The organism is Prescottella equi (genome assembly GCF_020171745.1).
GTDB lineage: Bacteria > Actinomycetota > Actinomycetes > Mycobacteriales > Mycobacteriaceae > Prescottella > Prescottella equi_A.
The window spans coordinates 276,906-296,424 of the sequence record NZ_JAIVAH010000012.1; the positions used below are offsets into that span (position 1 = coordinate 276,906).

The following is a 19,519-nucleotide window of genomic DNA, read 5'->3' on the forward strand; positions in this document are numbered from 1 at the left end:
ATGACCACTCTCGCAGACGAGCGTCGCGCCCAGTTCAAGTCCGACGTCGACGATCTCAAGCTCAAGACCGGCCAGTCCCGCGGCGACGGTGCCGCCCGGGTCGCCGGCCTCGCGCTCATGGTCGTCGGTGTCGTCGCCGCATTCGTCGTCTACATCTCGTCGCTCACGCAGAACGACCTGCGCGACATCGCGTCGTACCAGATCCTGGCCACCGCGTTCCTCGCGCTGACCGTGATCGGCGGTGCCCTCTACCTGGCGGGCGCGATCGCCCGGGTCCTGCGTCTGTGGCTGCTGCGTCAGCTGCACGAGGGCCAGGCGCAGGCCGATCAGATCGCGGCGGCGCTGTCGAAGTAGTCGACACCCGAGACTGCCGGGTCCGACGCCTCTCGGGGGAGAGGGTGTCGGGCCCGGCTTCTTTCGTCTGTCCGGTCTCGGCTTTGCTGTCTCAGCGCAGGTCGCGGCGGATCGGATGGTCCTCGGGGATCTGCACCAGCACGATCGGGATGTCGTCGGGGTCGGCGATCCACATCTCGTGCAGACCCCACGGCTCCTGCCGCGCCTCACGCACGATCGGCACCTCGGCGCGGACCAGTTCCTCCTGGACCTCGGCCAGGTTCCGCACCTGCAGCCACAGCGCGCCCGAGAAGCGGTTGTCCAGCCCGGTCCCGCCGTGCGCGCTCACCTCGATCAGGCCCTGACCCGCGAAGAACACCGTGCCGCCCGGGTACTCGCGGGCGATCGCCAGCCCCAGCACGTCCCGATAGAACGCCAGCGTCACCTCGTAGTCCCGGGGGCGCAGAATCGTTCTGCTGCTGAGTATCTCCACGGTTGTTCCTCTCTCTCGATCCCGGCGTCACTGTTCGGGCCGAACCCGTTGTCACTGCTCCGGCGCCGGGCGCGACTCGTGCCCGGCCCGGCCCTTCGTGCGCCGCGCTTCCTTCATCTCGGCCTCGAACAGGTGCCGTCGGCCGTCGAGCAGCACACCGCGCACGGCCTTCTCGTGCTCGCGCAACTCGGACCAGTAGCCGTCGTCGAACTCCTCGACGATCTGGAAGGTCCACCGTCCCTCGAGGACGTTGCGCCCCACCATCGCCGTCCGTAGACGATCCGCCGCCGCGGGATGCCCGGACGCGATCAGCTTCTCCACCGCCTCGCCGAGCTGCCGGTCGGCGCGCCCCATCAGCTGGTGGAACGCGTACAGGTGACCGCGGGCCTGCTCGACGGTCTCGAGGGCCTCCGACAGCTTGCCGACGGCCTCGACGGTGGCGTCGGTGACGCCGTCCGGGCGGCGGTGCTCCGGTTCGGGTTGCTCGCGGTCGACGGTCATGTGGTCCAGTGTGCCTGGCGGACTGCGGATCGCGCGTACCTCTCGCGGCCGTGATCCTGAACGATTTCCGTCGGCACGCGAGAGGAATCCTTCAGGATCGGGCCGCGTGCGCGACGAACCACTCGCGGGGACGTTCGGCGACGACGGCGAGGGTGCCGGGTTCTTCGAACAGGTGCGTCGCACCCTCCACGATCTCCACTTCGTGCTCGCACTCGAGCAGCTTCGCGGCCTGCCGGTTGAGGTCGATCACCGCGGTGTCGAGCGAGCCGACCAGCAGCAACGTCGGTGCCCGCACCATCGACAGGCGCGACCCAGCCAGATCGGGGCGGCCACCGCGGGACACGATCGCGGAGATGTCGTTGCCCCTCTCCGCTGCGGCGTGCAGGGCCGCGGCCGCGCCGGTGCTCGCCCCGAAGTACGCGATCGACGCCGCCGTCTCGCGCAGCTGCGCGGTCACCTCGAGCAGCCGGCATGCCAGCAGCGGGATGTCGAACACCAGGCGCCGGTCGCCCTCCTCGTCCGGTGCGAGCAGGTCGAACAGCAGCGTGCCCAGGCCGACGTCCTGCAGCAGCTCGGCGACGAAGCGGTTGCGCGGACTGAACCGCCCGCTACCGCTGCCGTGCGCGAACACCACCACCGGCAGGTCGCCGGCCGGATCGGTCAGCGCGCCGGACAGGTGGACGCCGTCGACGTCGAACGTGACCTCGGTACTCACCTGTCCATTGCACACCCGATCGTGGCGGCACCCAAGCGGAACCGGGCCGATCAGCCGCCGGCGAGGACCCTGCGCGAGTTGGTGATCCAGAGTCTGTCGACGAGATGGTGGAGTTCGGCAGGGTTGCTTACGCGACGAGAGCAGTCGGTGGGCGCCTCGGCGTCGCAAGGTCAGGCTGGCTAGCGTCCTTGTGCGGGTTCAGGGGTTGTCGTCGAGCCACGCCTGCAGGACCTCCTGCAGGACGGTCGTGCGACGCTTCTTGGGAATGCGGTTCACCCGTTGGCGCAGTCGATCGACGAACTCCGCCGGCAACTGCCAGGGCAGCGGCAAGGTCTTCTTCTTCGTGCGCACGGGTGTCTGTGCCAATTCGTCGCGGGGGAACTTATTCAGGAGGCCGAGCATCTGTTCGGCATTGCCGTGGATCGGCTCGCCCTCGGTTGCCCAGTTCAGCAGCATGTTCGTCCCGCTGTTGTTGCAGATCCCGTCGTGGTGGGCGAAGTCCTGACGAATCAGGGCAACCTCAGCGAAGAACAGGGACCGGACGTCGTTCTTCGCCCAAGCGTTGCCGTCGACGTCGTGTCCGTGTGCCTTGGCAAGGCGCCCCCGATATACGTCCTCCCAGGTGGCGTGGATGTATGTGAACCACTGACCGAACAAGATCCGCTGAAGCGCGGGCGGCCGATCAATAACTGACTGGGAGTAGGGGGTCATCATCACCAGGCCGCTATCGATCGCACTGTTGACAACGTGCATGGAAACACGCCCCGGCCCTGGCTCGGTAACAAGCTGCTGGCTGGGGATATGGAGATATCCGGGCGCGTTTCCGCGCGTCGCTGCGTGTTTGCGCTCCCACTCAGCGCTGATGTGAAAAATACCGACCTGACTGGTCAGCGTCGCGAGTAGTGAAACTTGATAGTCACGTTCGAAATCGTCAATTACCGACTGGACCGAGTGAGGACGAGCCGCGTCCGCCAGTTCGAGGCGCGTCATCGCCGTATGGCACGTCATGGCGACTTTCCTGAGTGTTTCGACGAGATCGTCGGTATGAGACGGCTCGGGACCGCTGAACACATCGCGCAGCGCCGCGATAACGGGAGCGACGATCAGCTCCAGTTCGCTCCCGATGGGCGGGGTGTCCGTGGCCGCTGCATCGAAGGCAATGCCGAGTGGACTCTGCCGAAGGTAGGAAAGGAAGTTGCGTATCAGTGGGGCGCCACCGGATCGCCGCATACCGTCGGCCATGCTCGCGGCGATCGCGGATGCATCTTGAATCCTGCCTACCCATCTGCCTTCCTGGTCATTGAGCGCCATTCCGGAAGCATCGCATTCACCATCGACAACCTTGGATATCGTGTGGCTGTCGCCGTGCGAGTATCGGTCAAGCTCCGAGGCGAGCCTCGATACGGCAGAGCAGCCCGCATGTGCGGGTGCGCGTCGGGAGTGATGCCCTCCGCGACGATTTCGAAGGTGTTGGCCCGGGCCAACAGCGTTTCGAGGTCGTCGAGAAGCCAATCCAGGACGTAGGCGACCGATTCGCCGGTGGATTCACGGATGAGCTCGGCGCGTTCGTTCACCGGGTTCTCGGGCTCCGCGCAGAGCTGCAATCGTGCACCGGGTGCGGGGCATGACAGCACGGCACTCGACCCGGCGATATGTCGTGCACCGGATGCGAGGAACCGGCTGATCACCACGCCGTCAGACCTGGTCTCGAGGTCGTCGACCTGGTGGAAGGTATCGGTGTCCCGCGGCCAACCAAGTGCCCGAAGTTGACCGACTCGCGCGCCACGTCTACCAGTCTGGATCGATCTCCCCCACGGCTCCCGCTTCGGCAGTGTCCGATGCATCCTAATCGCCGGTTCGGACTTGAATCCGCAGCGACGTGACTTGTCGGTGGGAGATGGCACACTCCCGGACCAAGCAGGGGCGGGCTTGGGGAGGGGTGCCGTGAAGAAGCGCTATAGCTACCGGGCCTACCCGAATGACGCGCAAGCGTTCATGCTCGCCAAGACCTTTGGATGCGCGCGTGTCGTGTTCAACGATTTCGTGGCCCACTGCCGGGACTCGTACGAGAAGCGGGGCTTCGTCCCTGATCTCAACGAGGTGAAGTCACTCGTCACCGCGCAGGCGAAACGAACGCCAGAGCGTGAGTGGTTGGCAGAAGTGAGTTCTGTGCCGCTCCAAGAAGCTGCGCGAGACGCACAGGCGGGATACCGCGCCTTCTTCGCATCGATTGCACGAACACGACGCGGACCCCGGGTAAACCCGCCGCGGTTCAAACAGAAGTCTGGGCGACAGGTCGCCACCTTCACCAGGAGCGCTTTCTCGGTTCGTGCGGACGGGTGTTCTCGATGGGGATTCGTCCGCCTGGCGAAGATCGGGGAGGTGAGGTTCAGGCTCTCGCGCGAGATGCCTTCCGAGCCCTCCACCGTCAAAGTGATTCGCGAACCGTCGGGGCAGTATCGAGTGAGCTTTGTCGTCGAGGTCTGCGCGGTCACCCGAGTCGAAGTAGCTGCGGCCGCGGGTGTCGATCTGGGTCTGACGCATCTCGCAATCGTCGTGAGAAGCACAGGTGAGCGGTATCGCGTTACGAACAACAAATGTCTGCGTACTGCCGAACTCGATCTTGTCCGTGCCCAACGACGACTGAGTGCCAAGGCGAAAGGGGGAAGGAACCGAGACAAGACACGGCGCGAGGTCGCCCGTCTCCATGCGAAGGTTGCGCGGTCGCGCTTGGACCAGTTACACAAGGTTTCACGCCGGTTGGTTGACGAGAACCAAGTCATTGCCGTCGAGAATCTGGACATCGCGGCCCTCGGAAAGACGCGGCTCGCGAAGTCGGTCACCGACGCGGGCTGGGGAATCCTGTTGGGACTCCTCGCATCGAAGGCTGCGGAGGCCGGCAGAGAGATCGTCATCATCGACCGGTGGTTTCCGAGCACTCAGATGTGTTCGCAATGTGCTGCCGTCGATGGTCCGAAGCCGCTCCGCATCCGCACGTGGACATGCAGGTGCGGAGCGACCCTCGACCGTGATTACAACGCAGCAGTCAACGTATTGCTCGCCGCAGGGCTTGCGGAGAGGCTAAACGCCCATGGAGGGGATGTCAGACGGGTGCTTGCGCTCGCAGACCCCGGTGAAGTGGGAACCCGCCGGGCCGATTCTCGAACTCCGGCGTAGGAACCTTTACTCGATTTACGAGTAAAGGGGAGGTCAATAGTACCAGGGGTAGGGCGCCCAATCCGGGTCGCGCTTCTGCAGGAACGAGTCGCGGCCCTCGACGGCCTCGTCGGTCATGTACGCCAGGCGGGTGGCCTCGCCGGCGAACAGCTGCTGGCCCACCAGGCCGTCGTCCTGCAGGTTGAACGCGTACTTGAGCATGCGCTGCGCCTGCGGCGACTTGCCGTTGATCTTGGTGCCCCACTCGATCGCGACGTTCTCGAGTTCGTCGTGGTCGACGACCCGGTTGACCGCGCCCATCTGGTGCATCTCCTCGGCGGTGTAGGTGTCGCCGAGGAAGAAGATCTCGCGGGCGAACTTCTGGCCCACCATCTTCGCGAGGTACGCGCTGCCGTAGCCGCCGTCGAAGCTGCCCACGTCGGCGTCGGTCTGCTTGAAGCGGGCGTGCTCGCGGGAGGCGAGCGTGAGGTCGCACGTGACGTGCAGGCTGTGCCCGCCGCCGGCGGCCCAGCCGTTGACCAGGGCGATGACGACCTTGGGCATGAAGCGGATCAGGCGCTGCACCTCGAGGATGTGCAGACGTCCGGCACGGGCCGGGTCCACGGTCTCGGCGGTCTCGCCGGACGCGTACTGGTAGCCGCTGCGGCCGCGGATGCGCTGGTCGCCGCCCGAGCAGAACGCCCAGCCGCCGTCCTTCTCGCTGGGGCCGTTGCCGGTGAGCAGCACGCAGCCCACGTCGGACGTCATGCGCGCGTGGTCGAGCGTGCGGTACAGCTCGTCGACGGTGTGCGGGCGGAAGGCATTTCGGACCTCGGGGCGATCGAACGCGATGCGGACGATGCCCTCGGTGACATGACGGTGGTACGTGATGTCGGTGAGATCCTCGAAACCGGGGACGGGACGCCAGAGCTGCGGGTTGAAGGTCACGGACCGAAGGATATGCCCCGGCCGTCGGAGTGTCGGGCAGTGCCTCACGCCCGAACCACCCCTTTCCGGCGATAACGTGCAGGGCATGAGCGAGTCAGTGCAGTCCGGTGTTCGACCCGAGGTCCGATCCGGGGACGACGTCCACGAACACCACGGCGGCTTCCCGGTGTTCACGCCGGTGCAGGCCGGGCCGAACTACGGGGAGTTCGTCGAGTCGCTGCGGCGGCTGCAGGATCTCGCGGTCTCGACGCACATCCCCGACGACGTCGTCGAGGAGGCGACCGCTCGGGTGAACGCGCTCAGCGACCTGCTCGAGCCGTACCGCGTTCCGGAGGGCAAGTCCCCGGCGGGCTTCAACCGGCAGTTGCCGGGTCGGGGCAGCCTGCTGCTCCTGCCCTGGCTGTTCGAGAAGGTCGAGGCCGACGGCATCCGCGCCCGCGGTGTCTTCCGCCAGTTCCACCGGGGCGGCAACAGCGCCGCGCACGGCGGCACCATCGGCCTGCTGTTCGACGACATGCTCGGGATGATCGTCTTCGCGTCGGGGCACCCCATCGCGCGGACGGCCTATCTGCACGTCAACTACCGCCAGGTCACGCCGCTCGACACCGAACTCGTGGTCGAGGGTCGCGTCGACCGCGTCGAGGGTCGCAAGCTCTTCTGCACCGCGGAACTGCGCGACCTGGACGGCACCGTCCTGGCCGACTGCGAGGCGCTCATGATCGAGCTCCTGCCGGGGCAGCCGTGACCTTCCCGCCGCTCGCCGATGTCCTGGCCGGCGCGCTCGTGGTGAGCCTGCCGATGCGGGTTCGCTTCCGCGGCATCATGACTCGTGAGGCGGTGCTGCTCGAGGGGCCGTCCGGATGGGGCGAGTTCGCGCCGTTCCCCGAGTACGACGACGCCGAGGCCGCGCACTGGCTCCGGGCCGGCATCGAGGCCGCGTGGGTCGGCCCGCCGACACCGCTGCGCGAGCGGGTGCCGATCAACGCGACCGTGCCGGCGATCGGACCCGAGCAGGTGCCGGAGATCCTCGCCCGGTTCCCCGGCGCCGCCACCGCGAAGGTCAAGGTCGCCGAGAAGGGGCAGTCGCTCGCCGACGACGTCGCCCGGGTGAACGCGGTCCGTGAGTCGATCCCCAATGTGCGGGTCGACGCCAACGGCGGCTGGAACGTCGACGACGCCGTCGCAGCGCTCACTGCGCTGACCGCCGCCGGCCCGCTCGAGTACGCCGAACAGCCCTGCGCGAGCGTGCCCGAGCTTGTCGAGGTTCGCCGCAGGCTGCCGGGCGTGCCGATCGCGGCCGACGAGAGCATCCGCCGCGCCGAGGACCCGCTGCGCGTGGTGCGTGCGGGCGGCGCCGACGTCGCGGTGGTGAAGGTGCCGCCGCTCGGTGGGATGCGCCGTCTGCTCGCGCTCGCCGACGAACTCGCCGGGTACGGCGTGCCCGTGGTGGTGTCGAGCGCACTCGACACCGCGGTCGGGATGGGTGCGGGGCTGGCCGCGGCCGCGGCGCTGCCGAACCTGAACCACGCGTGCGGACTCGGCACCGGGGGACTGTTCGCCGCCGACGTCGCCGACCCGCGGGAGATGGCCGACGGCACGCTCGACGCGGGTCCCGTCGTCCCCGATCCGGCCCGGCTCACCGACCTCGCGGCCCCGCCGGAACGGGCGCAATGGTGGCTCGCGCGGCTGCGCCGCTGTCACCAAATCCTCGCCACCAGCGGCGACACCGACCTCGTATAGTCTCGTGCCCGGTCAGATACGGACCAGTCGATACGGAGGCAAGAAGTGGTTGCAGCACTGAACGACACCCTGCTGGACGATGCACGGATGCCCGCGGTCCTCGCGGACGTCCAGGCGCTCGTCGACGCGGAGGTCTCGGACAAGAAGGGTGCGTCCGGACTGGCGCTCAAGGGCGGCTACGGCGCCGTCAAGAAGGTCGGACCGTCGATCGTGCCGGACGCCATCGAGGGCCTGCTGCCGGCGTTCGTCGCGCGGCTCGAGCCGTTCTGGCAGGAGTTCGGGGCCAGCGGTGAGGGCAGCTTCTCGGCGTTCCTGACCGCGCGCAGCGATGCCGCGGCGGACGCGCTGCTGGGCGTCACCGACGAGCGCATCGAGGGCACCGACAAGGGCGCGATCAAGAGGGTCTACTCGTCGCTGCGTCCGTCGGCGAAGAAGCACGTGATCGAGGCGCTGCCGCGTCTCGGCGACCTGGTGCAGAAGCACGCCGCCTAGTCGTGAACAACAGCGAGCCCGCCCGGTGATCCGGGCGGGCTCGTTGTCGTTCGGGGCTCAGTACGCGGCGTGGCCGTGGCGCCAGTACCCGGTGAAGGCGATATCGGACTTGGGGACCCGCCGGTCGTTCACCAGGTGGCGGCGCAGACCCGTCGCGAGGTCGCTCTCGCCCGCGACGAACGTGTAGGACGGGCCGTCCGGCAGATCGGCGGCCCGCACCGTCGCGAGGGCGAGTTCGCCGGGCTTCGCCGACGGATCCTCGCGCACCAGCCAGTGCACCTCGGCGTCGGTGCCCACCGGGACGTCCTGCCGATCGTCGGTGTGCGGGATCTCGATGTAGGCGCGCACCGGCAGCCCCGGGTCGACCGACTTCAGGATGCCGACGATCGCGGGCAGTGCGCTCTCGTCGCCGACGAGCAGGTGCCAGCGGGCGTCCGGGGTGGGGTTGTAGATCAGGCCCTCGTCGAGCAGGCCCAGTGGGTCGCCCGGCGCGCACGAGTTGGCCCACGCCGACGCCGGACCGAGGTCGCCGTGCGATGCGAAGTCGATGTCGAGTTCGGGTCCGTCCCCGAAAAGTCCTCCCGCGGGACGGAATTCACGCACGGTGTAGTTGCGGAGCACCGGCCGGACGTCCTTGGGGATCAGCTTGAACTGTGGGTACCAGAGGTGGCCCGCGGACGTGGGTAGCCGGAAGCCGGTCAGCTCCGGGTCGGGAAGGAACATCCGGAACCAGTGGTCGAAGCCCATCGACGTGAACCCGCGCAGGTCGTCGCCGCCGATCGTGACGCGCATGAAGTTCGGGCTGATCTGTTTGCTGCCCAGCACGTGCGCGGAGACGATCTCGCGCTGCTCGGGCTTGACGAACTTGGAGCGTTTGGCCATGACATTCCGTCCCGCGAATCCGGCGACAATTTAGCCAACCCTAACGTGGCCGTGTCGGCGGCGTGACGGTCAGGGCGCGCCGGGGCGCTGGATGCGGCGGACCGCGGGCGTCATGCCCCACTCGTCGCGGCCCAGCCTGCTCAGCGGGGCGATCGCGGCGAACGCGGGCAGGCCGTCGTCGGCCAGCACCTCCGGCCGCACCGCCACCGCCAGCACGTCGCCCATCACGACGAACGACGTGCCCACCTCGACCACCTGCCGCAGCCGGCACTCGATCGCGACGGGGGAGTCCGCGACCCGCGGCGGGCGGACCCGCTCGCTCGGCTCGGCCGCGATGCCGAGCGCGGCGAACTCGTCGGTGCCCGGTTCGTACGGCGCCGAACTGGCGTTGACGGCGTCGAGCATCGCCTCGGTCGCCAGGTTCACCACGAACTCTCCGGTCGCCTCGACGTTCCGGAGGCTGTCCTTGCGGGTGACCGACGTGAACTGCACGACCGGCGGCTCGGCGCTCGACACCGTGAAGAAGCTGTACGGTGCCAGGTTCGGCACCCCGTCGGTCGACAGCGTCGACACCCACGCGATCGGACGCGGCACCACCGACGCGGTCAGCACCGGATAGAAGCGACCCGGACCCATCTCGGTGGGATCGAAGATTGTGCGCACCATCCGACCATCGTGGCACCGCCCCTCCCGGCGCGTCGGCCGCCGCGTCTGCCAATCTGGAAGGCGTGAATCCGTCCACTGCGCAAGCCACCGCCGTCGTCGACGAACTGATCCGCGGCGGGGTCCGTGAGGTCGTGCTCTGCCCGGGTTCGCGCAACGCGCCGCTCGCGTTCGCGCTGCAGGCCGCCGACGCGGCCGGCCGGCTCCGTCTGCACCTGCGGATCGACGAGCGCACCGCCGGATTCCTGGCGATCGGTCTCGCCGTCGCGAGCGGGCAGCCGGTCCCGATCGTCATGACGTCGGGCACGGCGGTCGCCAACCTCGGGCCCGCGGTGCTCGAGGCGAACTATGCGCGCATCCCGCTGATCGTGCTCAGCGCCAACCGGCCCTACGAGATGCTCGGCACCGGCGCCAACCAGACCGTGGAGCAGTTCGGCCTGTTCGGCAGCCAGGTGCGGGCCGCGATCAGCCTCGGCCTCGCCGAGGAGTCCGGCGACGAGTCGATGCGTGGTATCCGCTTCGACGAGCAGAACAGCCAGTGGCGGAGCGCGGTGTGCCGGGTGCTCGCCGCCGCCCGCGGCACCCGGTCCGGCAACGCCGGTCCCGTCCACTTCGACATCCCGCTGCGCGAGCCGCTGGTCCCGGACATGCGCGCGCAGGGCCTGGTCCCGGAGGGGCGCCCCGGCGGTGCCGCGTGGACCACGACCGCCCACGCCACCCTCGACGTCCCGGTGGACCTCGACATCACCGCCGACACGGTCGTCGTCTCGGGGCACGGCTCCGCCTACCGGCCGGAGCTGGCGAACCTGCCGACGGTTGCCGAACCGACCGCGCCGATGCACGGCATCCCGCTGCACCCGCTCGCACTGCCGCAGCTCAAGCCGCGCCAGGCGATCATCACCGGCCGTCCCACGCTGCACCGTCCGGTGTCGAAGCTGCTGGCCGACCCGTCCGTCGCGGTGTACGCGCTCACGACGGGCCCACGCTGGCCCGACGTCTCGGGCAACGTCCTCGCGACCGGCACCCGCGCCGTCGTGACGGGGGAGCCGGATCCCGCGTGGATCGCGCGCTGCCGGCACCTGTCCGAGCACGCCGACAAGGCCGTCCGCTCGCAGCTCGACTCCCACCCGAAGGCCACCGGGCTGCACGTCGCCGCGGCAGTCATGGACGCGCTGTCCGACGGCGACCAGCTGCTGCTCGGCGCGTCGAACCCGGTGCGTGACGCCGCGCTCGTCAGCTACCCGCGGCCGGGGGTGAAGGTGCTCTCCAACCGCGGGGTCGCCGGCATCGACGGCACCGTGTCGACCGCGGTCGGGGCCGCGCTCGCGTACGAATCGGAGGGTCGCACCGTCGCCCTGCTCGGTGACCTGACCTTCCTGCACGACGCGTCCGGCCTGCTCATCGGCACCGGGGAACCGCGGCCGTCCGACCTGACGATCGTCGTCGCCAACGACGACGGCGGCGGCATCTTCGAACTGCTCGAGCAGGGCGATCCGCAGTACGCCGGGGTGTTCGAGCGGGTCTTCGGGACCCCGCACGGCATGGACCTGGCCGCGCTGTGCGCCGCCTACCGGGTGCCGCACCGCCGGGTCGACCTCGCCGAGCTCACCGCGGTGCTCGCGGGCCCCGGTGAGGGCATCCGAGTCCTCGAGGTCACCACCGAGCGTTCGGGCCTGCGGGAGCTGCACGCCGCCGTGCGAGCGCAGCTGTGACCCCGCGCGCCGCACGTCGTGCGGCGGTGTCGGTGATCGTCGTCGCGACCGGGATCTCGGTGCTCGCCGTGCTGCTGGTCCTCGCGGCGTGGCGAAACGACCGGACCATCGAGTCGGACATGGGCACCGCCACCGCGGAGGTGCTGTCCGCCGGCTCGCTGCGGTCGGCCGTCAGCTTCGTCACCCCCGACGGCGTCACCCACAACCCCAAGCTGGGGGTGCTGTATCCGACCAATCTCACGGCGGGCCAGCGCATCGACGTCGAGTACGCGCGCAGCGAACCCGATCTCGTGCGGGTCGCCGGCAGGGACGCGAGCGTCGCGATCGTGCCGGCCGGATCGGTGATCGTCATCACCTGGTTCGTGGCGCTGCCGGTGCTGCTGGTGCTCCGCCGCAGGGCCCGCGCCGGGGGTTCCTGAGAAGTTCACTCAGGAAGGGTTTCTATCCTCGACCGAATGCGGAGAACTTCGGAGCGGGCCGGGATGATGCTCGTCGCCGCGGCGGTCGTCGTGGTGGCCCTGTACCTGCTGCGCGGCGTCAGTGCGGCGATCTATCGTGCGATCGTCCCGCACACGGCGGACCTGCCCGGTATGGGGCTGATCGCGGACGTCGGACTGCTCGCGCTCGTCGCGCTGTTCGCGGTGCTCGCCGCCCAGATGTGGCGCACCCGCTCGCCGTACCTCGGCGACCTGCTGATGGGTGGCTTCGGCGTCGTCGTCGCGTACGCCCTCAGCGAGGTGGTCAAGGTCTTCGTGAGCGAGGACCGGCCGTGCCGCGTCGAACTCACGCTCGCCGACTGCCCGGCGCCCGGGGACTGGTCGTTCCCGAGCAACCACACCGTCATCGCGGTCGGCCTCGCGACGGCAATCGTGCTCGCGACCGAACGGACGCTGTCGTCGCTGCAGCGTGGCCTGGTGATCGGGCTGGCCGCGCTGATCGCCCTCTCGCGGGTCCTGCAGGGCGTGCACTACCCGCACGACGTCCTGGCGGGCGCCGTCGTCGGATCCGCCGTCACGGTCGCCGTCGTCGCGATGCTGCTGCCGTGGGCGCACAACCGGGCGCGCTCGCTCGCCCGCCGACCGGCGCGAACGACCGAGGACAACCCGGCGGCCGATGTCGACGCGTGAGCGGTTGGTAGCGTCTGACGCCGTGGCAGATACACACGGCTTGCGGGCCTCGCTCGACAAGAAGCCGCACGAGGTCGCGTCGATGTTCGACGGGGTCGCGAAGCGATACGACCTGACGAACACGGTGCTCTCGTTCGGTCAGGACCGCAGTTGGCGCAAGGCGACCCGGGCCGCGCTCGACCTGAAGCCGGGGGAGCGGGTCCTGGACCTCGCGGCCGGCACCGGCGTCTCCACGGTCGAACTCGGCCGCTCCGGCGCCTGGGTGGTGGCCACCGACTTCTCGAAGGGCATGCTGCAGGCCGGAATCGGCCGCCAGGTCCCGATGGTCGCCGGCGACGCGATGCACCTGCCGTACGGCGACGCCGTGTTCGACGCCGCCACGATCTCGTTCGGTCTGCGCAACGTCTCCGACTTCGACGCCGGTCTGCGCGAGATCGCCCGCGTCACCAAGCCGGGCGGACGTCTCGTCGTCAGCGAGTTCTCCACTCCGGTGTTCGGGCCGTTCCGCAAGGTCTACATGGAGTACCTGATGAAGGCGCTCCCGCAGGTCGCGCGCGCGGTCAGCAGCAACCCCGACGCCTACGTCTACCTGGCCGAGTCGATCCGGGCGTGGCCGACGCAGGAGCAGCTCGCCGAGCGCATCGAGGCCGCCGGCTGGAAGAACGTGCAGTGGCGCAACCTCACCGGTGGCGTCGTGGCGCTGCACCGCGCGACTCGCTGATACCGCTCACGACAGACTCCGCTCAGGAGAACGGCGGCCGCGCATCCAGACGCAGGGACCCGGCGCCCGAGGTCCGCCACGCGCGGGCCACGGCGTCGGCGTCCGCGTCGGTGACGAGGTTGCCCATCACCCGCACCGCGACGGTCATCATCGCGCGCGAGCGCATCGCCACGGGCCCGGTCGCCGGCAGGAACCGGGCCAGCGTCAGCAGGCCCGCGAGACGACGCGCGATCGAGAACGCGCGGCCGTACCGGTCCCGCAGGATCGCGGGCCACACGTCGGTCAGGTCGGCGTCGTCCAGGATCCGAGCCACCAGGCGCCCGCCCTCGAGCCCGTAGTCGATGCCCTCGCCGTTGAGCGGGTTCACGCACGCGGCGGCGTCGCCGATCAGCGCCCAGTTGCGTCCGGCCACGTTCGAGACGGCGCCACCCATCGGCAGCAGCGCCGACGCCACCGAATGCACGTCGCCGTCCAGCTGCCACTCGGTACGACGCTGCGCGACGTACAGATCGAGCAGCGGGCGCAGCGCGCCGGGCGCCGGACGTTTCGCCGTGGCGAGCGTGCCGACGCCGATGTTCACCTCGCCGGTCGCGAGCGGGAAGACCCAGCCGTAGCCGGGCTGCAGCGCGCCGGCGTCGTCACGCAGTTCCAGGTGCGAGGTGATCCACGGATCGTCGCTGCGCCCCGACGGCGCGTACGCGCGGGCCGCGACGCCGTACGCGGTGTCCCGGTGCCACTGCCGTCCCAGTTGCTTGCCGAGCGTCGAGCGAACGCCGTCGGCGACGATCAGCTTCTCGCAGCCGACGGTGTGCGTGCCGTTCGCGGTCTTCACCGTCACCGCCCGCACCCGGTCGCCGTCCCGTTCGACGCCGACGACCTTCGCGCCCTGCACCATCTGCGCACCGGCCTCCACCGCCGTGCGCCGCAGACGGTCGTCGAGTTCGGTCCGGGGAACCGCGCTCCCCACCGCGGGCAGCTCTCCGCCCGGCCACGGCAACTCCAGTTCGCGCCCCCAGCCGGTGAGCCGCAGCCCGCGGTTGATCGTCCGGCCGCGGACCCACTCGCCGAGACCGAGGTGATCGAGTTCGGCGACCGCGCGGGGCGTCAGCCCGTCACCACAGGTCTTGTCGCGGGGGAACGTGGCTGCATCGAGAAGCAGGACGTCACGTCCGTCGCGCGCCGCCCACGTCGCAGCCGCGGAACCGGCCGGACCTGCGCCGACGACCAGGACTTCCGTGCTCGACGGCAGATGCGGCGAGGAGTTCGGGGCATCGCTGGACCCAGCGGTCGGGAATTGTTCGGCCACCACCCCAGTATCTTCTCAGGCCGACGTTGCGCGACGCGGCCAGGGCAGGTGTGGTGCCGAGCGTTGTTGACGCTAGGTTCACTAGCGTGGTTTCTGCGTTTTCCGGGCGTGCTGGGGCGTCACCGACTACAGGAATGAGTACTGACATCGTGAGCACTGAGGGGTCGACCACTGTCGTCGCCGGAGTCGATCTCGGCGACCAGCAGCTCGCGGACGTCGTGCGCGACGGGCTCGCCCGCGTCGAGGAGCTTCTCGTCAGCGAACTGTCCGACGGTGAGGACTTCCTCACCGAGGCGGCGTTGCACCTCGCGAAGGCCGGTGGCAAGCGGTTCCGTCCGCTGTTCACCGTGCTGACCGCCCAGCTCGGGCCGCAGGGCTCGGATCCGGCCGTGGTCACCGCGGCCACCGTCGTCGAACTCGTGCACCTCGCGACGCTGTACCACGACGACGTGATGGACGAGGCCACGATGCGCCGCGGCGCGCCCAGTGCGAACGCGCGCTGGGGCAACAGCATCGCGATCCTCGCCGGCGACTACCTGTTCGCGCACGCGTCGCGCCTGGTGTCGACGCTCGGCCCGGAGGCCGTCCGGATCATCGCCGAGACGTTCGCCGAACTGGTCACCGGCCAGATGCGCGAGACGATCGGCGCGCGCGAGAAGCAGGACCCGGTCGAGCACTACCTCAAGGTCGTGTGGGAGAAGACCGGCTCGCTCATCGCTGCCAGCGGCCGCTTCGGCGGCACGTTCTCGGGCGCCGACGCCGACCAGATCGCGCGCCTCGAGCGTCTCGGTGACGCCGTCGGCACCGCGTTCCAGATCGCCGACGACATCATCGACATCTCCTCGGCGTCCGAGCAGTCCGGCAAGACCCCCGGCACCGACCTGCGCGAGGGCGTCCACACGCTGCCCGTGCTGTACGCGCTGCGCGAGGAGGGCGCCGACGCCGACCGGCTGCGGGTCCTGCTCGACGGCCCGGTCACCGACGACGACGCCGTTGCCGAGGCCCTCGAACTGCTCGACCGCTCGCCCGGCATGGCCGCCGCCAAGGCGAAGCTCGGCGAGTACGCCGACCGAGCCCGTGCCGAGTTGGCCCAGCTGCCGCAGGGGCCGGCGAACGACGCGCTCGTGCGACTCGTCGACTACACCGTCGAACGCGTCGGCTGATCAACTTCTGAAGTAGCCTGCGAACCAGCCCGGGAACCTTGTTCCCGGGCTGGTTCGTTGTCAGGTCAGCAAGCCACACGGTTGTGAACAGGGAAGAGGCGAGTCGTGCACGGTTACGCAAACGGCGCGAAGACGTTCGGACTGCTGGTCGGAATGTCGGCGCTGATCGTTTTCATCGGCTCGTTGTTCGGGAACCGCAACATTCTGATCTTCTCGATCCTGCTGGCCGTCGGTACCAACGCGTGGGCGTACTTCAACAGCGACAAGCTCGCGCTGCGGGCAATGCACGCCCAACCCATCACCGAGGTCCAGGCCCCGGTCATCTACAAGATCGTCCGCGAACTCGCGACGGCCGCGCACCAGCCCATGCCGCGGCTCTACATCAGCCCCACGGCTGCGCCCAACGCGTTCGCGACCGGACGCAATCCGCGGCACGCCGCGGTGTGCTGCACGAGCGGCATCCTCGACATCCTCGACGAACGCGAACTGCGGGCCGTACTGGGCCACGAGCTGTCGCACGTCTACAACCGCGACATCCTGATCTCGTCTGTGGCCGGCGCGATGGCCGCGGTCATCTCGGGTCTGGCGAACATGGCGATCTTCGCGAACATGTTCGGCGGACGTGACGGGCAGGGGACCAATCCGATTGCGCTGCTTCTCGTCTCGCTCCTGGGCCCGATTGCGGCGACGGTCGTCAAGCTCGCGGTGTCCCGGTCCCGGGAGTACCAGGCCGATCAGTCGGGCGCCGAGCTGACGGGCGACCCGCTGGCGCTCGCGTCGGCGCTGCGGAAGCTCGAGCGCGGCACGCAGGCCGCCCCGCTGCCGCCGGAACCGAAGATCGCGGCGCAGTCGCACATGATGATCGCCAACCCGTTCCGCCCCGGTGACCGGGTCAGCAAGATGTTCTCCACCCATCCGCCGATGGCCGACCGGATCGCGCGCCTGGAGAGGATGGCCGGCGGCGGCCCGTCCGACGGTGGTCTTCCCCCGACCTACCGGGAGCACTGAGCCGCTCGAGACGACACAGGCCGCACACGTTCCCGTATCGACGGGAAGGTGTGCGGCCTGTGTTTCGGCAGCGGGGTGGCGTCAGCGGTAGTTGACGAACTGCAGCGCGATCCCGAAGTCCTCGCCCTTGAGCAGCGAGATGACGGCCTGCAGGTCGTCTCGCTTCTTGCTGCTCACGCGCAGCTCCTCGCCCTGGATCTGGGCCTTGACGCCCTTGGGGCCCTCGTCGCGGATCTTCTTCGAGATCTTCTTCGCGTTCTCGCTGCTGATGCCCTGGACCAGGGATCCGCTCAGCTTGTAGATCTTGCCGGACTGCGCGGGCTCGCCGGCGTCGAACGCCTTGAGCGAGATGTCGCGACGGATCAGCTTCTCCTTGAACACGTCGAGGGCCGCGGTGAGACGCTCCTCGGTGTCGGCGGTCAGCGTGATGGTCTCCTCGCCGGACCATTCGATGCTCGCCCCGGTGTTGCGGAAGTCGAACCGGGTGCCCAGCTCCTTCGCAGCCTGATGCAGAGCGTTGTCCACCTCTTGACGATCAACCTTGCTCACCACATCGAAGGACGAATCAGCCACGGCACACTCCTGAATTCTTGGCGGTAGACCCCACCCGGACAGCGGTGGGTAGCCCTGACGCTATCGGGTCGCTACCCCCCGTATCCACCCGGTTTGCGTATCTGGGGGGACTTCGATGTATTCTTCAATACGCGTCAGAGCGAGCAAGATACTCTGGGCGCAGCCCGGCAGATTGCCCGAGCGGCCAATGGGAGCGGACTGTAAATCCGTCGGCTTATGCCTACGTAGGTTCGAATCCTACATCTGCCACACATTCAGCCCCGACCTTGAAAAGGTCGGGGCTGAACTGTTTTCGGGGCTCGTGTCGCCCCGACTCCGTCCGCTTGAGGTGTGATCCATCCCACTGATCGAGACCGCGGGGTTTCTTCGGGACCGGTGCTGTCTAGCGTCCGATCGTGAGTGGCGTCCGTCACAGGGCGGGTGCGCAGGAACGCGAAGGAGCCGATTCCGCGATGACAGGTCTGATCGACGCGAACGAGACGTCACCGAAGTTGCAGCACCCCGGCAGGCTGTTCATCGGCGGACGCTGGGTGGAGCCGTCCACGTCTGCCACGTTCGACGTCGTCAATCCCGCTACCGAAGAGGTCTTCCTCACCGTCGCGGAAGCCGACGCCCAGGACATGGCCCACGCTGTCGATGCCGCCCGCGACGCCTTCGACCGGGGCCCGTGGCCGCGGATGACCCACGCCGAGCGCGCGACCTACCTGCGGGCGATCGGCGCCGGCATCCGCGAGCGCAGCGGCGAACTCGGTGCGATCTGGACCAGCGAGATGGGCATCCTCGCCGCCGTCTCCTCCTACGCCTCCGCCGGTTCCGGCGACGTCTTCGACTACTACGCGGGCCTGGCCGATACCTACGAGTGGGTCGAGGAGCACCAGCCCAGCTCGGGCCGGGGTGTCGGACTGCTCGTCCGTGAGCCGGTCGGCGTCGTCGCCGCGATCATCCCGTGGAACAGCCCCCTCGGCCTGCTCGCCAACAAGGTCGCCCCGGCGCTCCTCGCGGGCTGCACCGTCGTCGTCAAGGCGTCGCCGGAGGCTCCCGGCGCCGTCTACGCCTTCGCGGAGATCGCCGAGGCGTGTGGGCTGCCCGCCGGCGTCGTCAACGTCGTCACGGCCGATCGGGAAGTGTCGGAGCTGCTCGTGCGCAACCCCGGCGTCGACAAGGTCGCCTTCACCGGCTCCACCGCCGCCGGTCGTCGCATCGCATCGCTGTGCGGCGAGCGCATCGCCCGCTGCACGCTCGAACTCGGCGGCAAGTCCGCGGGCGTCATCCTCGACGACTACGACCTCGCCGCCGCGGCACAGTCCATCGCGACGTCGGCGCGGCTCATGACGGGCCAGGTGTGCGCGTCGCTGACCCGCATCGTCGTCAGCCGCAACCGGCACGACGAGTTCGTCGACGCGCTCGGCGCCGCGATGTCCGCGATCCGCGTCGGCAACCCGTTCGACACCGACACCGAGATGGGACCGCTCGCGATGTCCCGCCAGCTCGATCGGGTCGAGGGGCTCATCGCCAAGGGCTGCGAGGAGGGCGCCACGCTGGTCACCGGCGGGCGCCGGCCCGCGCACCTCGAGCGCGGCTTCTTCATCGAGCCCACCGTCTTCGGAAACGTCGACAACAACTCGACCATCGCGCGTGAGGAGATCTTTGGCCCCGTCGTGAGCGTCATCGCGGCCGACGACGAGAACCACGCCGTCGACATCGCGAACGACACCATCTACGGCCTCAACGCGTCCGTCTTCACGAACGACCTCGAACGCGCGTGGGCCGTCTCTCGGCAGCTGCGTTCCGGCACCGTCGGGCACAACGGCTTCAAGACCGACTTCGGAATCTCGTTCGGCGGGTTCAAGCAGTCCGGAATGGGCCGTGAGGGCGGGCTGGAGGGCCTGCAGCCGTATCTGGAGGCGAAGACCGTCCTGCTCGACGCGATGCCGCCGCGTCTGTCCTGACAGACGAGTGGTGGGGGGGGGGGGGGGGGGGGGGGGG

22 protein-coding genes and 1 tRNA gene are annotated in these 19,519 nt (G+C 69.0%); 13 read left to right on the forward strand and 10 right to left on the reverse strand.

Annotated elements, in window-relative coordinates; all coding sequences use genetic code 11:
• Positions 1-354, forward strand: a complete 354-nt coding sequence (locus LCL87_RS10120; RefSeq protein WP_225019202.1) for a hypothetical protein — start codon at positions 1-3, stop codon at positions 352-354.
• A gap of 91 nt (positions 355-445) precedes the next feature.
• Here LCL87_RS10120 and LCL87_RS10125 read toward each other — a convergent pair whose 3' ends face one another.
• The 5 genes from LCL87_RS10125 to LCL87_RS10145 all read right to left on the reverse strand — a co-directional run bounded on the left by LCL87_RS10125 (position 446) and on the right by LCL87_RS10145 (position 3,733).
• Positions 446-826: a VOC family protein gene (locus LCL87_RS10125; protein ID WP_225019204.1), complete on the reverse strand. Its 381-nt coding sequence runs from the start codon at positions 824-826 to the stop codon at positions 446-448.
• A gap of 51 nt (positions 827-877) precedes the next feature.
• On the reverse strand, positions 878-1,327 hold the full coding sequence (locus LCL87_RS10130; protein ID WP_225019206.1) for a hypothetical protein: 450 nt from the start codon (positions 1,325-1,327) through the stop codon (positions 878-880).
• Between the two features lie 91 nt (positions 1,328-1,418).
• Positions 1,419-2,042: a dienelactone hydrolase family protein gene (locus LCL87_RS10135; protein ID WP_225019208.1), complete on the reverse strand. Its 624-nt coding sequence runs from the start codon at positions 2,040-2,042 to the stop codon at positions 1,419-1,421.
• Between the two features lie 198 nt (positions 2,043-2,240).
• Complete coding sequence (locus LCL87_RS10140; protein ID WP_225019210.1) at positions 2,241-3,353, reverse strand: hypothetical protein; 1,113 nt, start codon at positions 3,351-3,353, stop codon at positions 2,241-2,243.
• On the reverse strand, positions 3,320-3,733 hold the full coding sequence (locus LCL87_RS10145) for a hypothetical protein (protein WP_225019212.1): 414 nt from the start codon (positions 3,731-3,733) through the stop codon (positions 3,320-3,322). Before LCL87_RS10145 ends, LCL87_RS10140 begins: the two co-directional genes overlap by 34 nt.
• Positions 3,734-3,986: 253 nt before the next feature.
• Here LCL87_RS10145 and LCL87_RS10150 point away from each other — a divergent pair, with 253 nt between their 5' ends.
• Entirely contained in the window at positions 3,987-5,219 is a 1,233-nt protein-coding gene (locus LCL87_RS10150; RefSeq protein WP_225019214.1) for an RNA-guided endonuclease InsQ/TnpB family protein, read from the forward strand.
• A gap of 33 nt (positions 5,220-5,252) precedes the next feature.
• Here LCL87_RS10150 and LCL87_RS10155 read toward each other — a convergent pair whose 3' ends face one another.
• Positions 5,253-6,146 carry a 1,4-dihydroxy-2-naphthoyl-CoA synthase gene (locus tag LCL87_RS10155; RefSeq protein ID WP_225019216.1) on the reverse strand — a complete coding sequence of 298 codons (894 nt, stop codon included), beginning with the start codon at positions 6,144-6,146 and terminating at the stop codon, positions 5,253-5,255.
• An 85-nt stretch (positions 6,147-6,231) separates the two neighbouring features.
• On the opposite strand from LCL87_RS10155, the gene LCL87_RS10160 reads away from it, so the two are divergent.
• From LCL87_RS10160 to LCL87_RS10170, 3 genes are read left to right on the forward strand one after another with little or no spacing between them, the layout of a single operon-like run.
• Complete coding sequence (locus tag LCL87_RS10160) at positions 6,232-6,891, forward strand: PaaI family thioesterase (protein ID WP_225019218.1); 660 nt, start codon at positions 6,232-6,234, stop codon at positions 6,889-6,891.
• On the forward strand, positions 6,888-7,886 hold the full coding sequence (locus LCL87_RS10165) for an o-succinylbenzoate synthase (RefSeq protein WP_225019220.1): 999 nt from the start codon (positions 6,888-6,890) through the stop codon (positions 7,884-7,886). Before LCL87_RS10160 ends, LCL87_RS10165 begins: the two co-directional genes overlap by 4 nt.
• Positions 7,887-7,931: 45 nt before the next feature.
• Positions 7,932-8,378, forward strand: a complete 447-nt coding sequence (locus LCL87_RS10170) for a DUF6918 family protein (protein ID WP_225019221.1) — start codon at positions 7,932-7,934, stop codon at positions 8,376-8,378.
• A gap of 57 nt (positions 8,379-8,435) precedes the next feature.
• Here the strand turns inward: LCL87_RS10170 and LCL87_RS10175 are convergent, their stop codons facing one another.
• Positions 8,436-9,260, reverse strand: coding sequence for a siderophore-interacting protein (locus tag LCL87_RS10175; protein WP_225019223.1), 825 nt, complete (start codon positions 9,258-9,260; stop codon positions 8,436-8,438).
• A 69-nt stretch (positions 9,261-9,329) separates the two neighbouring features.
• Positions 9,330-9,923, reverse strand: a complete 594-nt coding sequence (locus LCL87_RS10180) for a flavin reductase family protein (protein ID WP_225019281.1) — start codon at positions 9,921-9,923, stop codon at positions 9,330-9,332.
• A gap of 65 nt (positions 9,924-9,988) precedes the next feature.
• Between LCL87_RS10180 and menD the strand changes: the two genes are divergently transcribed.
• The 4 genes from menD to LCL87_RS10200 are packed head-to-tail and all read left to right on the forward strand — an operon-like array spanning position 9,989 to position 13,483.
• Positions 9,989-11,635 carry a 2-succinyl-5-enolpyruvyl-6-hydroxy-3-cyclohexene-1-carboxylic-acid synthase gene (menD, locus tag LCL87_RS10185; RefSeq protein ID WP_225019225.1) on the forward strand — a complete coding sequence of 549 codons (1,647 nt, stop codon included), beginning with the start codon at positions 9,989-9,991 and terminating at the stop codon, positions 11,633-11,635.
• Complete coding sequence (locus tag LCL87_RS10190) at positions 11,632-12,054, forward strand: DUF3592 domain-containing protein (RefSeq protein WP_225019227.1); 423 nt, start codon at positions 11,632-11,634, stop codon at positions 12,052-12,054. Before menD ends, LCL87_RS10190 begins: the two co-directional genes overlap by 4 nt.
• Before the next feature lie 36 nt (positions 12,055-12,090).
• Positions 12,091-12,762 carry a phosphatase PAP2 family protein gene (locus LCL87_RS10195; protein WP_225019229.1) on the forward strand — a complete coding sequence of 224 codons (672 nt, stop codon included), beginning with the start codon at positions 12,091-12,093 and terminating at the stop codon, positions 12,760-12,762.
• A gap of 22 nt (positions 12,763-12,784) precedes the next feature.
• Entirely contained in the window at positions 12,785-13,483 is a 699-nt protein-coding gene (locus tag LCL87_RS10200; protein WP_225019231.1) for a demethylmenaquinone methyltransferase, read from the forward strand.
• Between the two features lie 22 nt (positions 13,484-13,505).
• Here the strand turns inward: LCL87_RS10200 and LCL87_RS10205 are convergent, their stop codons facing one another.
• Complete coding sequence (locus LCL87_RS10205) at positions 13,506-14,792, reverse strand: geranylgeranyl reductase family protein (RefSeq protein WP_510850734.1); 1,287 nt, start codon at positions 14,790-14,792, stop codon at positions 13,506-13,508.
• 131 nt (positions 14,793-14,923) lie between these two features.
• Here LCL87_RS10205 and LCL87_RS10210 point away from each other — a divergent pair, with 131 nt between their 5' ends.
• Positions 14,924-15,952, forward strand: a complete 1,029-nt coding sequence (locus LCL87_RS10210) for a polyprenyl synthetase family protein (protein ID WP_225019233.1) — start codon at positions 14,924-14,926, stop codon at positions 15,950-15,952.
• A gap of 105 nt (positions 15,953-16,057) precedes the next feature.
• Complete coding sequence (gene htpX, locus LCL87_RS10215) at positions 16,058-16,960, forward strand: zinc metalloprotease HtpX (protein ID WP_225019235.1); 903 nt, start codon at positions 16,058-16,060, stop codon at positions 16,958-16,960.
• A gap of 81 nt (positions 16,961-17,041) precedes the next feature.
• On the opposite strand, the gene LCL87_RS10220 is transcribed toward htpX, so the two are convergent.
• Positions 17,042-17,533, reverse strand: a complete 492-nt coding sequence (locus LCL87_RS10220; RefSeq protein WP_127915597.1) for a YajQ family cyclic di-GMP-binding protein — start codon at positions 17,531-17,533, stop codon at positions 17,042-17,044.
• 166 nt (positions 17,534-17,699) lie between these two features.
• Here LCL87_RS10220 and LCL87_RS10225 point away from each other — a divergent pair.
• A tRNA-Tyr gene (locus tag LCL87_RS10225) sits at positions 17,700-17,782 on the forward strand.
• 203 nt (positions 17,783-17,985) lie between these two features.
• On the forward strand, positions 17,986-19,482 hold the full coding sequence (locus tag LCL87_RS10230; RefSeq protein WP_225019237.1) for an aldehyde dehydrogenase: 1,497 nt from the start codon (positions 17,986-17,988) through the stop codon (positions 19,480-19,482).
• Positions 19,483-19,519 lie beyond the last annotated feature (37 nt).